Here is a 14,066-nt window from a genome sequence, read left to right as displayed (position 1 = left end):
CCACCGGCTAGGGTTCGGGACGATCACCACGGGGAGACCGGTGGTGGGCACGGGGGTTGTCGTGGGATCGCACGTCAGGTACGTCGGGATCGCACGCGAGGAAGGAAGGACACGGCGTTGGCGGCTTCGGCTGGCCCGGTACTGAACCGGGAGGAGGTGGACCGCGCGCTGGCGCGCCTCGGCGCGGAGCGGGACGCGGTCGAGTCGGCGCTGCTCGCCCTCCAGGACCATCCGGGCCTGCGGCTGCTCGACGGCGCCGAACTGACCGGACGCACGCTGGAGCGCTGGTCCGTCGCCGGGAAGGGCCTGCCACTGCTCTGGGCCCTGTTCGACCGCTACGCGGAGGCACTGGCCTCGGCGCGCGCGGTACGGGCCCGCAAGGCCAAGCCCGGCGCGCCCGAACTCGCCGAGCTGAGCGAACTGCTCACCGGCGACGCGGTGACCGTCCCCGGCGGCGCGCTGCCGGACGGCCCGCAACTGCTCGGCGCGCCCGCCCGGCTGGTCGAGCGGATCAGCCTGGACGCGCTGATGACCCGGATGAACTCCTGGTACGCCACCGTGCTGGAGGTGGTCAGCGCCGCCGACGCGGTCTGGTCGGCGCTGCCGGCCCGGATCGACCTGCTGCTGGCCGAACTCCACCGGGTGGGCAACCTCGCCGCCTCGCTCGGCGTGCGGGCCGGCAACCACCCGCTCGCCGACGACCTGGCCGGGCTGGACGCCGACCTCACCGGGCTGCGCGCCGAGGTACGCGAGGACCCGCTGGCGCTGTGGCGCCCGGCCCGGGTGCCCGCCCAGCGCGGCACCGTGCCGGAGGGCGGCGCCTTCGCCACCCCCGCCGGGGTGGTGGACACCGAGCGGTTCGACCGGGCCGGGCGGGCGCTGGACGGCGTCCGGGTGGAACTGGAGAACCTGCTGCGGCTGCGCGACGACGCCGAGGAGCGCCTCCAGGGCGTCGGCGACCTGCTCCAGCGGGCCGACGCCACCCTGGCCGAGGCCCGCCGGGCGCGCGGCGAGGTGCTGGCGAAGATAGCCTCCAGCGACGTCCCGGCGGTGCCCGGGCCGGCCTCGGCGCTGCGCGAACGGATCGTGACGGCGCTGGAGTTGCGCCAGGGCGGGCAGTGGGGCCGGCTGGCGCCGCTGCTGGACACGCTGGAGGACGCCGCCGCCAAGGAGCTGGCCCGGGCCCGGCAGTCGCTCACCGAGGTGACCCAGCCGCTGGCCGTCCGCGCCGAACTGCGCGGCCGGCTGGACGCGTACAAGGCGATGGCCGCCCGGCTGCGGGTCTCCGAGGACCCGGAAGTGATCGAGCGGTACGAGAAGGCGCGCTGGCTGCTGTGGAGCGCGCCCTGCGACCTGCGGGCGGCGGCCGCCGCGGTGGCCCGCTTCCAGCAGTCGCTGCGGCCGGCGCAGGCCGAGGCCGCACAGGAGACGACCGGCCAGACGCCGGTCGACGGACAGGTCCAGGGGGGCTGAGGTTGATGGGCGGGACGTGCGTACGGCCGGAGTGCTCCGGCAACGGCAGGATCGACGCGGACGGCTACTGCGACGAGTGCGGGCTCGCCCCGGCGGGCGGCGGCACCGTGGCAGCTTCGACGGCGGCCACCGGCGCCCCGCCGGCCGCCGGCCCCGGCGCGCCCTGCCCCCGGGACTGTTCAGGCACCATCGACACCGACGGCTACTGCGACGAGTGCGGCCTCACCCCGCCCGGCGGCGACACCGGCGTCACCCAGCCCTACGTCCCGTCCTCCCGGGTCTCCACCGACTCGGCACGCAGCGGCTCGATCCGCTCGACCCGCACCGGCTCGGCCCGCTCGATGTCCGGCCGCTCCCGCTCGCACCGCTCGACCCGCACCGGCAGCAGCCGCTCGGTCTCGGTGCGCAGCACCCGCGGCAGCGTCAGCGCGGGCACCCGCAACCGGCTGGGCGCCGGCCTGGTGACGGTGCCGACCGTCGAGACGGCCGACCCGTCGCTGGCGGTGCTGGAGAACCCGGAGGTCCCGGAGCGCAAGCGGTTCTGCTCCAAGTGCGAGACCCCGGTGGGCCGGGAGAAGAACGGCCGGCCCGGCCGCCCGGACGGCTTCTGCACCAAGTGCGGCACGCCGTACTCGTTCACGCCCAAGCTGCGCCGCGGCGACCTGGTCGGCGGGCAGTACGAGGTGGTGGGCTGCCTGGCGCACGGCGGCCTCGGCTGGATCTACCTGGCGATCGACCGGCGGGTCAACGACAAGTGGGTGGTCCTGAAGGGCCTGCTGGACACCGGGGACGAGGACGCGCTCGCCGTGGCCGTCGCCGAGCGCCGCTTCCTGGCCGAGGTGGACCACCCGAACATCGTCCGGATCATCAACTTCGCCGAGCACCTGGACCTGGGCTCCGGCTCCACCGACGGCTACATCGTGATGGAGTACGTCGGCGGCAAGTCGCTCAAGGACATCGCCAACGACCGCCGCACCCCGGACGGCCGGCGCGAGCCGCTGCCCGTCGAGCAGGCGATCGCGTACGCGCTGGAGGCACTGCCCGCACTCGGGTACCTGCACAGCCGGGGCCTGATCTACTGCGACTTCAAGATCGACAACGTGATCCAGAGCGGCGACGCGCTCAAGATCATCGACATGGGCGCCGTCTGCCGCCTCGACCACGACGGCCCGATCTACGGCACCGTCGGCTACCAGGCCCCCGAGATCGCCACCCACGGCCCCTCCCCCGCCTCCGACCTCTACACCGTGGCCCGCACCCTCGCGGTGCTCACCTTCGACTTCCAGGGCTACAGCACCACCTACCGGGACACCCTGCCCGGCCCCGAGGACGTCGAGGTCTTCGCCCGCTACGAGTCGTACTACCGCTTCCTGGTCCGCGCCACCGACCCGGACCCGGCCCGCCGGTTCTCCTCCGCCGACGAGATGGCCGACCAGCTCACCGGCGTGCTGCGCGAGATACTCGCCCTCCAGGACGGCCGGGCCCGGCCCGCCCTGTCCACCCTCTTCGGGCCCGAACTACGCGTCGTGGACACCGAGTTGGTCATGCCCACCGAGCAGCCCGGACAGCTCCTGGTGACCGCCCTCGACCCGGCCGCCGCCGCCCTCGCACTGCCCGTCCCGCGCGTCGACCCCGGCGACCCCAACGCCGGCTTCCTCGCCACCCTGCTCGCCACCGACCCCGAGGAGGCGCTCGCCGCTCTGGCCGGCGCGCCCGCCCTCTCCATCGAACGGCGGCTGCGCGAACTGCGCGCCCACCTCGAACTCGGCCACCGCGCCGCCGCCGAGGAAGCCCTCGACGCCCTGGAGCGGGAGTACCCGGACGACTGGCGGGTCGTCTGGTACCGCGGCCTGGTCGCCCTGGTCGGCGCCGTGCACGGCCCGGGCGGCCCGGACGGCCCGGACGGCCCTGGCAGCTCGGTCGCCCTGGTCGGCGCGGCAGGCGGCCCGGACGGCCCGGCTTCGCCCGACGAGGCCGGGCTGCGCGCCGCCGCCGAGGCCTTCGACGCGGTCTACGACGCCTTCCCCGGCGAGGCCGCCCCCAAGCTGGCCCTCGCCATCTGCGCCGAACTCCTCGGCGACGGCGGCGACGCCGCCGAGTTCTACCGACTCGTCTGGACCACCGACCCGGCCTACCTCAGCGCCGCCTTCGGGCTCGCCCGGGTCCGGCTCGCCGAGGACGACCGGCCCGGCGCCGTCCGCGTCCTGGAGTCCGTCCCGGCCACCTCCAACCAGTACACGGCCGCCCGGATCGCGGCCGTCCGCGCCCGGCTGCGCGAACGGCCCGCCACCGACCCGCTCGCCGCCGACCTCGGCGCCAGCTCCGACCAGCTGACCGCGCTGCGCCTGGACGACCGCCGCCGCGAGGAACTGGCCGTCGAACTGCTCGGCGCCGCCCTCGGCTGGGTCACCGCGGGCTCGACCGGCGCCCAGCAGGGCGGCGGCACCACGGTGCTGGGACGACCTGCGGTGGAGCGGGAACTTCGCTTCGCCCTGGAACAGTCCTACCGGGTACTCGCCCGGTTGGCCGACCGGGCCGAGACCAGGATCGAAATGGTGGAGCGGGCCAACCGCGCCCGCCCCAGGACGTGGGTGTAGCCGATGCCGCAGCAGACCGTGTGCCCGAGCTGTTCCGAACCGCTGGAGCCGGAGGACGCCTACTGCGGCGCCTGCGGCGCCAGCCGGGACGGCCGGGCCGCCCCGGGCGCGATGCCCGCGAACTGGGCCGCCGCCCGGGCCGAGGGCGCCCCGCCCCAGCACGGGCCGGTCTGCGCACACTGCGGGCTGCCGCAGGTCACCGCGGACGGCTACTGCGAGGCCTGCGGCGGCGCCCAGCCGCGCCCGCGCGACCACATGGAGAAGTCCCTCGCGGGCGTCGCCGGGGTCAGCGACCGCGGCCTGCGCCACCACCGCAACGAGGACTCCTTCACCATCGCCGCCACCTCGCTGCCCGGCGGCGAGCCCGTCGTGGTCGCCGTGGTCTGCGACGGCGTCTCCTCCTCCGACCGGCCGGACGAGGCCTCCGAGACCGCCGTCGACGCCGCCTCCGAGTCGCTGCTGAGCGCCCTGGAGGCGGGCCGCGAACCCACCGCCGCCATGCGCCAGGCCATCGCCGACGCCGCCGGGGCCGTCGCCGACCTCGCCCAGGCCGGCCCCGGGCCCGCCCGGCCCGACCTCAACGCACCCGCCTGCACCTACGTCAGTGCCATAGCCTCCGGCGGCCGGATCACCATCGGCTGGGTCGGCGACACCCGCGCCTACTGGATCCCGGACGACCGCGCCGGTGCCGAGCCCTTCCGGCTCACCCAGGACGACTCCTGGGCGGCCCGGATGGTCGAGGCCGGGCTGATGAGCGAGGCCGAGGCGTACGCCGACCCGCGCGCCCACGCGATCACCGGGTGGCTCGGCGCCGACGCCGAGGAGGTCGTCCCGCACACCCTCGACTTCACGCCGCACGTCCCCGGGGTGCTGCTGATCTGCACCGACGGACTGTGGAACTACGCCGAGGCCGCCACCGACCTGGCGTACTTCGTCCGGCCGGACGCCCGCACCGAACCGCTCGCGGCGGCGCAGACCCTGGTGAAGTTCGCGGTCGCCGCCGGCGGCCACGACAACATCACCGTCGCCGTCCTGCCGATCGACCCGCCGGCCGCGGGCGCCGGTGCCGGTGCCGAGGAGCAGGGCGAGGACGAGGACGACCCCCGGACCGCCACCGCGCTCGACCTGCCGCTGATCACCGCGGCGGGTGCCAGGAGGGCCGCCGAGGAGGACGAGGACTACGAGCCGACCCTGCCGGACCTCCCGGTGATCGGCTCCCCCGCCGCCCCGCTGCCCCCCGCCGCCCCGCTGCCCCCCACCGCCCCGCCGGCACCCCCCGCACCCCCCGCCGCACCGCCGACCGCACCCGCCGTCCCCCCGCAGCCGCCGCACCCGCCGACGGCCTGACCGGACGCCGCCCGCCCGGGGCCGACCCCGGCGGCCACCCGGTCCGCCGGCCCGCCCCCGACGCGGCCGGCCCCCACCGACCGATCCGTACCGACGACCCTTCCGACGGGAGCCACCGGCCCATGGCAACACTGGCGAAGCCGAACCTGCCCAGGTTCGACGTGGAGATCTTCCAGAACGAGTACCTTGCCGACGGCGCCCGCGAGGTCAACGCCATCGTCACGGTCACCGCGACCGGCGGCGGCACCTCCGGCGGCCGCCCGCTCGGCATCGCCGACGCGGGCGGCCCGCAGAGCGCCGACACCGCCGCGGCCGTGGTGATCCTGGTGGACTGCTCGGGCTCGATGGACTACCCCAAGACCAAGATCAACGGCGCCCGTGAGGCCACCGCCGCCGCCATCGACGCGCTGCGCGACGGCACCGCCTTCGCCGTGGTCGCCGGCACCCACGAGGCCCGCGACATCTACCCCGGCGACGGCACCCTCGCCACCGCCTCCGCCACCACCCGCGGCCACGCCAAGGAGTCCCTGCGCCGCCTCACCGCCGCCGGCGGCACCGCGATGGGCACCTGGCTGGCCAAGGCCGACAAGCTCTTCCTGACCCGCCGCGACATCGCCATCCGGCACGCCGTCCTGCTCACCGACGGCAACAACGAGCACGAGTCGGCAGTCGACCTGGAACGCGCCATCGAGCGGGTCACCGGCCACTTCACCGCCGACTGCCGCGGCGTCGGCACCGACTGGCGGATCGACGAGCTGCGCAAGATCTCCTCGGCGCTGCTCGGCACCGTCGACATCGTCGCCGAACCCTCCGGCCTGGCCGAGGACTTCCGCTCGATGATGGCCGGCGCCATGGGCAAGCAGGTCGCCGACGTCGCGCTGCGGATCTGGACCCCGGCCAACGCCTCGGTCAAGTTCGTCAAGCAGGTCGCCCCCGCGGTCGAGGACCTCACCGCCCGGCGCGCCGAGGCCGGCCCCCGGGCCGGCGACTACCCCACCGGCTCCTGGGGCGACGAGAGCCGCGACTACCACGTCTGCGTCGAGGTCCCGGCCGCCTCCATCGGCAACGAGATGCTCGCCGCCCGGATCAGCCTGGTGCTGCCCCCGCAGGTCGGCAGCGGCACCCCCGAGGTCCTCTCCCAGGGCCTGGTCAAGGCGGTGTGGACCGACGACCTGGCCTCCTCCACCCGGATCAGCCCGCAGGTCGCCCACTACACCGGGCAGGCCGAGCTGGCCTCCTCCATCCAGGAGGGCCTGGAGGCCCACCGGGCCGGGGACGTCGACACCGCCACCTCCAAGCTGGGCGCCGCCGTCCGGATCGCGCACGCGACCGGCAACGAGGGCACCTACAAACTGCTGCAGAAGGTGGTGGACGTGGTGGACCCGAAGGAGGGTACGGTTCGGTTCCGTAAGAACGTGAGCGAGGCCGACTCGATGACCCTTGAGACCCGGTCGACCAAGACGGTGCGTGTGAAGAAGTGACCGCTGAAGACGTGACCGGGCCGACGACCCGGTGCGACGCCGCCCCAAGCCGGCTCGATGTGAGGGGGAACTGATGCCGATCTGCCCGAGGGGCCACGAGTCGCAGGCCGAGGACTGGTGCGACTTCTGCGGCTTCCCGATGACTCCGCCGGCCCCGCCGCCGCCCGGAGCCCACCCGGGAGCCCACGGGGCCCACGGGACCCACCCGGGGGCGTACGGCTCCCACCCGGCGCCCGAGGCGCCCGGCTCGTTCGAGCAGTCCCAGCACCCGGACCACCGCGGTACGCCCTACGGCGCGCCGCTGTCGCCTCCGCCGGTGCCGCCGGGGAACGTCCCGCCACAGCCCGGCGCGATGCCGCCGCCACCGGCCCAGGGCTACCCCAACCTGACCGAGGGCCTGACGGTCTGCCCGATCTGCCGCAGCCCGCAGACCGGACGGTTCTGCGAGGAGTGCGGGTACGACTACGAGCTCTCCGCCCCCTCGCGCCGCCAGGCGCAGCAGCCGCTGAACATCCCGGCGGCGTACGGCGGCGCGCCGGCCGCCCAGCCGCCGTACGGCCAACCGCCGTACGGCCCGCCCGTCCCGCAGCAGCCACAGCCGCAGCACACCCAGCACCCGCAGCAGGCCGCCGCGCCCGCGCACACCTACGGCTACCCTCCCTCCTTGCCCGCCAACGGGCCGGAGGGGCCCGCGCCGGAGGGGGCGTTCCCCGAGGCCCCCGTCCGCGAGGACTCCGGCCCGGTGTACGCCGAGCCCCCCGGCCCCAACAACCGCGGCGGCGACTTCGGCACCTCGTTCCACCTCGCCCCGCCGCATCAGCAGCAGCCCCAGCCCCAGCAGCCACAGCCGGCGGCGGCCCCCGCGGAGCCGCTCCGGGCCAACTGGATCGCGGTGGTCTCCGCCGACCGCGAGTACTTCACCGAGATGATGGCCCGCAGCGGCCCCGAGGCGGCCGGGCTGTTCTTCCCGCCGTACTGCCCCGAGCGGCGCATCCCGCTGACCGGCCGCGGCCAGCTGCGGATCGGGCGGCGCAGCCAGCACCGCGGCACCGTGCCGGAGATCGACCTGTCGGTGCCGCCGGAGGACCCGGGCGCCTCGCACCAGCACGCGCTGCTCGCCGAACAGGCGGACGGCAGCTGGGTCCTGGTGGACCAGGACTCGACCAACGGCACCACCGTGAACGGCGGCGCGGATCCGATCGCCCCGCACACCGCCGTGCCGCTGAACGACGGCGACCGGATCCACATCGGCGCCTGGACGACGATCACGGTGCACCGCGCCTGAAAGACCGTCGGCAACAACTCCGGCCGGGCCGGGTGGAATTCAACTTCCGCCCGGCCCGGCTTGTTCCCGATCCCTCGGACAATCCACAAATTTCGTCGTCACCGACGTGCACAGGGCCCTCCGCAAGCCCTAGGCTCAGGCCACATGACTGCAGCTATATCCGCCGACGGCATCCGTCAGCGGTACGGGGACGTGCAGGCCGTCGACGGGGTGTCCCTCACCGTCGAGGCCGGCGAATTCTATGGAATCCTGGGCCCCAACGGCGCCGGGAAGACCACCACGATGGAGATCCTGGAAGGCGTCCGCAAGCCGGACGAGGGCCGGGTCGAGCTGCTGGGGATGGCTCCCTGGCCGCGCAATCCGAAACTGCTGCCGCGCATCGGCGTGCAGTTCCAGGCCTCCGCCTTCTTCCGGAAACTGACGGCCCGGGAGACCATCCGCACCTTCGCGTCGTTCTACGGGGTCGGCCCCAAGCGGGCCGACGCGATGCTGGAGCGGGTCGGCCTGACCGACAAGGCCGACGTCATGACCGACCAGATGTCCGGCGGTCAGGCGCAGCGCCTGTCGATCGCCTGCGCGCTGGCCCACGACCCGGAGATCGTCTTCCTGGACGAGCCCACCACCGGCCTCGACCCGCAGGCCCGGCGCAACCTCTGGGACCTCCTGCGGGACATCAACGGCGAGGGCCGCACGGTCGTCCTCACCACCCACTACCTGGACGAGGCCGAGGTGCTCTGCGACCGGGTCTCGATCATGGACCACGGGAAGATCCTGCACACCGGCGCCCCGGCGACGCTGATCCGCGAGATCGACGACACCGTCCGGATCAGCGTCGCGTCCGGCCAGCTGTCCGTCGAGCGCGCCCGGGACCTGCTCACCGCGGCCGGCGCCGACATCGCCGCCCTGGAGGACGACAGCGTCTCGCTCTCCGTCTCCACCCGCCTCCCGGCCCCGGTCCTGAGCGTCCTGGCCGAGCAGAACGCGCTGCGCGGCCTCGAAGTGCGCGGCGCCACCCTGGAGGACGTCTTCCTCCAGCTGACCGGACGGGAGTACCGCGCATGACCGCCAGCACGTCCACCGAGCCGAAGACCCCCGCCCGGAGCGACGGTCCGAGCGGCGGCGCGAGCGCCGAGCGGGAGCGGGTCAGCGCGTTCTGGAGCCTGTCCCGCGCGATGCTGCTCGGCATGAAGCGCGACCGCACCGCGACCTTCTTCATCCTGCTCTTCCCGCTGGTGTTCCTGGTGTTCTTCGGCACCGTGGGCAAGGGCTCCAGCAGCCCGCACGCCAAGGTGGCGCAGGTCGGCGCGGTGAAGCTGTTCGACTCGATCCAGGGCGAGGGCCGGGTCGACCTGGACAAGGTCCTCACCATCACCAGGACCGACGACGCGGCCGCCACGCTGGAGAAGGTCCGCAAGGGCGACTTCGACGCGATGATCGAGCAGGGTCCGGACGGCAAGGTCGAGCTGCGCTTCAGCGCCGCCGACACCGTCCGCGCCGGCGCGCTCCGGGGCATCGTCAACTCGGTGGTCCAGAGCGCCAACCAGGCCGCCACCGGCCAGAAGCCGGCCTACGTGCTGGACGCCCAGCAGGTCGAGGACCAGTCGCTCAAGCCGATCCAGTTCCTCACCCCCGGCCTGCTCGGCTGGGCCGTCGCCACCGGCGCGGTGTTCGGTGCCGCACTGACCCTGGTCGGGTGGCGCAAGAGCAAGGTGCTGCGCCGGCTGCGGCTGGCCCCGGTGAGTGCGGGCACGGTCATCAGCTCCAGGATCCTGGTCTCGCTGCTGACCTCGCTCCTCCAGACCACCGTCTTCCTGGCGGTCGCCACCAACTTCTTCGGGCTCAAGCTCACCGGCAACTGGTGGCTGGTCATCCCGCTGGTGGCCTGCGCGACGCTCGCCTTCATGTCGATCGGCCTGCTGGCCGGATCGGTCGCCAAGACCGAGGAGGCGGCCAACGGCATCTCGCAGATCATCGTGCTGCCGATGTCCTTCCTGTCCGGCGCGTTCATCCCGCTGGACAGCGCGCCCGGCTGGCTGGAGACCATCTCCAAGGTCATGCCGCTGCGCTACCTGGTGACGGCCGCCCAGTCGGTACTGACCCGCGGCGGCGGCGTCATGGACGCCCTGCCCACCATGGGCGGACTGCTGCTCTTCGCGGCCGTGCTGACCGGCATCTCCTGGAAGCTGTTCAAGTGGGAGGACGTGTGACCGCCGCCCCGGTCGCCTGAGCCCCGACACACGCCCTGCGGGGTCGTACGCCTTTGGTCCCGGTGTACGACCCCGTCGGCGTCTGCGACCATGGTCGGGTGAAAGAGATCCGGCGAGGAACGTTCAGCGAGGAGACCTTCTTCGACCAGGTCGGCGGCGAACCGACCTTCCGGCGACTGGTCCACCGGTTCTACCAGGGCATCGCCGAGGACGAGTTGCTCCGGCCGATGTACCCCGAGGAGGACCTCGGCCCGGCCGAGGAGCGGATGACCCTGTTCCTGATGCAGTACTGGGGCGGCCCGCGCACCTACAGCGAGCAACGCGGCCACCCCCGGCTGCGGATGCGGCACGTGCCGTTCAAGGTCGACCGCGCCGCGCACGACGCCTGGCTCAGGAACATGCGGGCGGCCGTGGACGACCTGGCCCTGCCCGCCGAGGCCGAGCGGCAGCTCTGGGACTACCTCACCTACGCCGCCGCCTCGATGATCAACACTCCGGGCTGATCCCCGGGCCGGGCTGGCTCCAGGTCCTCTCTTTCGGATCACGTCGGATCAGCGCGCGGCGTTGGGGTGCGTGCATCGCAAGGCGGAGGAGGAAGTCCATGCGGAGCATCGGCGACCGACGACAACGCGGCGAGGTGCGTGCTCCGGCGTCGCGCGCCCGGCGTGATCCGAAAGAGAGGGCCTAGCGGAGCGGGCTGAGCCCCAGCCCCGCGCCGGGTGCGGCCACCGTCCGGACCGCCACCGAGCCGGCCGGGGCGCTCAGCCGCAGCCAGCCGCCCGCCCGGTGCACGGTGAGCGGCGCCCCGGGCTTCAGGAAGCCGATCACGTACGCCGCGTGCACCGCCCGCAGCGGCAGCTCCGGCAGCACGGACACCGGGCGGGACCAGATCTCGTCGGCCAGCGCGTCCAGCACCGCACGGCCGCGGTGGTGCGCCGGGACGGCCTCGCTGCGCTCACGGAACTCCCGCACCCCGGCCATCAGTTCGGGGTAAACCTCGGCCGCCGGCGGCGCCCCGACCGGCCGCCAGCCGGTGCGCGGCGGCAGCAGCCCGGCCCAGGCCGGCCCGGTCACCGGGGCGGGCAGCGCGACGGCACCCGTCCCGGCGTCCACGCCGTCCAGCAACTGGCCCGCCGAGACCGTCAGATCGGTCGGCTCGGCCGGCCCGGTCAGCCGGGCGGTGCGGATCGCCAGCGCGCCCGAACCGCCCAGCGGCAGCCGGCCGAAGACCGCCAGCACGCCGTCCTCCCCGGCCGGGGCCACCGCCTGCAACCGGACGGCCGCCGCCTTGTCGAAGCGCAGCAGGCGCAGCAGGAACGCGGAGAGGTCGGCGGCCTCCCCGGCGTCGGTGAGGGCGAGGCGGGCGGTGATGGTCAACGCGGGTCAGCTCGAATCGTCGGAGGTGGGTGCTCAGGCGGCGACTACGGCGGGCTCCTCGTCCATGAAACGGGACAGGAACTCCCGCTCCACGGGCGAGATCCGGCGCGGCCGGCCCTCCGCCAGGTCGTAGGGCACGACCACGGTGGACGCCTGGACGTACACCGTCTCGGTGCCGTCCTCGGCGACGTCCTTGATCTCGTAGGACACGGTCAGCGAGGCGCCGCCGATGCGGGTCACCCTGGTCTCGACGGTGACCGGCTCCGGCCGGTGCACCAGCGGGCGCTTGTAGTCGATCTCGTGGCGGGCCACCACCGAGCCGCCCGCGAACTCCCCCGCCCCGGCCTCGGCGGCCTGGGTGAACATGAAGTCGATCCGGGCCTCCTCCAGGTAGCGCAGGAAGACCACGTTGTTGACGTGGCCGAACGCGTCCATGTCGGACCAGCGCAGCGGGCAGGCGTAGATGTGGCGGGCCACAGGTGTTCTCCTCGACGTCCGGTCGCCCGCCGCCGTGCGGTGGCGGCGGGCCGGCGGCCGGCAGGCCGCCCCGAAGGGCAGTCTGCCGGGCCGCCGTGACGGCTGGGTGTCAGCCGCGGGTCAGCTTCTTGTACGTGGCCCGGTGCGGGCGGGCCGCGTCGGCGCCGAGCCGCTCGATCTTGTTCTTCTCGTACGACTCGAAGTTGCCCTCGAACCAGAACCACTTGCTCTCACCCTCGTAGGCGAGGATGTGGGTGGCCACCCGGTCCAGGAACCAGCGGTCGTGGGAGATGACCACGGCGCAGCCGGGGAACTCCAGCAGGGCGTTCTCCAGCGAGGAGAGCGTCTCGACGTCGAGGTCGTTGGTGGGCTCGTCGAGGAGCAGCAGGTTGCCGCCCTGCTTGAGGGTGAGCGCCAGGTTCAGGCGGTTGCGCTCACCACCGGACAGCACGCCGGCCGGCTTCTGCTGGTCCGGGCCCTTGAAGCCGAAGGCCGACACGTAGGCGCGGGACGGCATCTCGACCTGGCCGACGTTGATCCAGTCCAGACCGTCGGAGACGACCTCCCAGAGGGTCTTCTTCGGGTCGATGTTGGCGCGGCTCTGGTCGACGTAGCTGATCTTGACGGTCTCGCCGACCTTGACCACACCGGAGTCGGGGGTCTCCATGTCCTGGAGCATCTTGAACAGCGTGGTCTTGCCGGCGCCGTTGGGGCCGATGATGCCGACGATGCCGTTGCGCGGCAGGGTGAAGCTGAGGTCGTCGATCAGGATCTTCTCGCCGAAGGCCTTGGAGAGGTTCTCCACCTCGATGACGATGCTGCCCAGACGCGGGCCCGGCGGGATCTGGATCTCCTCGAAGTCCAGCTTCCGCATCTTGTCCGCCTCGGCCGCCATCTCCTCGTAGCGGGCCAGACGGGCCTTGGACTTCGCCTGGCGGCCCTTGGCGTTGGAGCGGACCCACTCCAGCTCCTCGCGGAGCCGCTTGGCGCGCTTGGCGTCCTTCTGGCCCTCGACCTTGAGGCGGGACTGCTTGGACTCCAGGTAGGTGGAGTAGTTGCCCTCGTAGCCGATGGCGCGGCCGCGGTCGAGCTCCAGGATCCAGCCGGCCACGTTGTCCAGGAAGTACCGGTCGTGGGTGACGGCGACGACGGTGCCGGGGTACTTGGCCAGGTGCTGCTCCAGCCAGTTCACCGACTCGGCGTCCAGGTGGTTGGTGGGCTCGTCGAGCAGCAGCAGGTCGGGGGACTCCAGCAGCAGCTTGCAGAGCGCCACGCGGCGCTTCTCGCCACCGGAGAGCTTGGTGACCGGCCAGTCGCCGGGCGGGCAGCCCAGGGCGTCCATGGCCTGCTCCAGCTGGGCCTCCAGGTCCCACGCATTGGCGTGGTCCAGGTCCTCCTGGAGCTTGCCCATCTCGTCCAGCAGGGCGTCCGAGTAGTCGGTCGCCATCAGCTCGGCGATCTCGTTGAAGCGGTTGAGCTTCCCCTTGATCTCCTTGACGCCGTCCTCGACGTTCTCCAGGACGGTCTTGGTCTCGTCGAGCGGCGGCTCCTGGAGCAGCATGCCGACGGTGAAACCGGGCGAGAGGAAGGCGTCGCCGTTGGAGGGGTGCTCCAGGCCGGCCATCATCTTCAGCACGGTGGACTTGCCCGCGCCGTTGGGGCCCACGACGCCGATCTTCGCCCCGGGGAGGAAGCTGAGCGTCACGTCGTCAAGGATGACCTTGTCTCCGTGCGCCTTGCGCACCTTGCGCATCGTGTAGATGTATTCCGCCACGTGAGATCGCTCCGGCGTCGTCGGGAGTATTCGGCTTGCAGCCTTCCA

The 14,066-nt window shown here is 73.4% G+C and carries 11 protein-coding genes; 8 read left to right on the top strand and 3 right to left on the bottom strand.

All coding sequences use genetic code 11. The features are described 5' to 3' along the window. The first annotated feature begins 117 nt into the window (after positions 1–117). The 8 genes from ACFWPT_RS10550 to ACFWPT_RS10515 all read left to right on the top strand — a co-directional run bounded on the left by ACFWPT_RS10550 (position 118) and on the right by ACFWPT_RS10515 (position 10,893). The gene (locus tag ACFWPT_RS10550) at positions 118–1,473 is read left to right on the top strand and encodes a hypothetical protein (RefSeq protein WP_380379998.1); all 1,356 of its coding nucleotides are present in this window, start codon (positions 118–120) and stop codon (positions 1,471–1,473) included. Positions 1,474–1,478: 5 nt separating this feature from the next. After that, on the top strand, positions 1,479–4,070 hold the full coding sequence (locus ACFWPT_RS10545) for a tetratricopeptide repeat protein (RefSeq protein WP_380481001.1): 2,592 nt from the start codon (positions 1,479–1,481) through the stop codon (positions 4,068–4,070). Between the two features lie 3 nt (positions 4,071–4,073). Beyond that, entirely contained in the window at positions 4,074–5,417 is a 1,344-nt protein-coding gene (locus ACFWPT_RS10540; RefSeq protein ID WP_380480998.1) for a protein phosphatase 2C domain-containing protein, read from the top strand. A gap of 122 nt (positions 5,418–5,539) precedes the next feature. Then, the gene (locus ACFWPT_RS10535) at positions 5,540–6,898 is read left to right on the top strand and encodes a VWA domain-containing protein (protein WP_380377838.1); all 1,359 of its coding nucleotides are present in this window, start codon (positions 5,540–5,542) and stop codon (positions 6,896–6,898) included. Between the two features lie 73 nt (positions 6,899–6,971). After that, complete coding sequence (locus ACFWPT_RS10530) at positions 6,972–8,183, top strand: FHA domain-containing protein (protein ID WP_380480995.1); 1,212 nt, start codon at positions 6,972–6,974, stop codon at positions 8,181–8,183. Between the two features lie 144 nt (positions 8,184–8,327). After that, on the top strand, positions 8,328–9,245 hold the full coding sequence (locus ACFWPT_RS10525) for an ABC transporter ATP-binding protein (RefSeq protein WP_363376284.1): 918 nt from the start codon (positions 8,328–8,330) through the stop codon (positions 9,243–9,245). Further along, positions 9,242–10,390: an ABC transporter permease gene (locus ACFWPT_RS10520; RefSeq protein ID WP_380377834.1), complete on the top strand. Its 1,149-nt coding sequence runs from the start codon at positions 9,242–9,244 to the stop codon at positions 10,388–10,390. The genes ACFWPT_RS10525 and ACFWPT_RS10520 overlap by 4 nt, the downstream gene beginning before the upstream one ends. A 98-nt stretch (positions 10,391–10,488) precedes the next feature. Beyond that, entirely contained in the window at positions 10,489–10,893 is a 405-nt protein-coding gene (locus ACFWPT_RS10515; protein WP_063351424.1) for a globin, read from the top strand. A 181-nt stretch (positions 10,894–11,074) separates the two neighbouring features. On the opposite strand, the gene ACFWPT_RS10510 is transcribed toward ACFWPT_RS10515, so the two are convergent. From ACFWPT_RS10510 to ettA, 3 genes are all read right to left on the bottom strand, one after another. Continuing rightward, on the bottom strand, positions 11,075–11,767 hold the full coding sequence (locus ACFWPT_RS10510) for a hypothetical protein (protein WP_380337993.1): 693 nt from the start codon (positions 11,765–11,767) through the stop codon (positions 11,075–11,077). A gap of 33 nt (positions 11,768–11,800) precedes the next feature. Beyond that, positions 11,801–12,244, bottom strand: a complete 444-nt coding sequence (locus ACFWPT_RS10505) for a thioesterase family protein (RefSeq protein WP_063349408.1) — start codon at positions 12,242–12,244, stop codon at positions 11,801–11,803. Between the two features lie 109 nt (positions 12,245–12,353). Continuing rightward, positions 12,354–14,018 carry an energy-dependent translational throttle protein EttA gene (gene ettA, locus ACFWPT_RS10500; RefSeq protein WP_079135893.1) on the bottom strand — a complete coding sequence of 555 codons (1,665 nt, stop codon included), beginning with the start codon at positions 14,016–14,018 and terminating at the stop codon, positions 12,354–12,356. Positions 14,019–14,066 lie beyond the last annotated feature (48 nt).

It is taken from the genome of Kitasatospora sp. NPDC058478, from assembly GCF_042720345.1.
Lineage (GTDB): Bacteria > Actinomycetota > Actinomycetes > Streptomycetales > Streptomycetaceae > Kitasatospora.
Note: the sequence above shows the minus strand (reverse complement) of the source record. Positions and strands in the feature narration are given on the sequence as shown.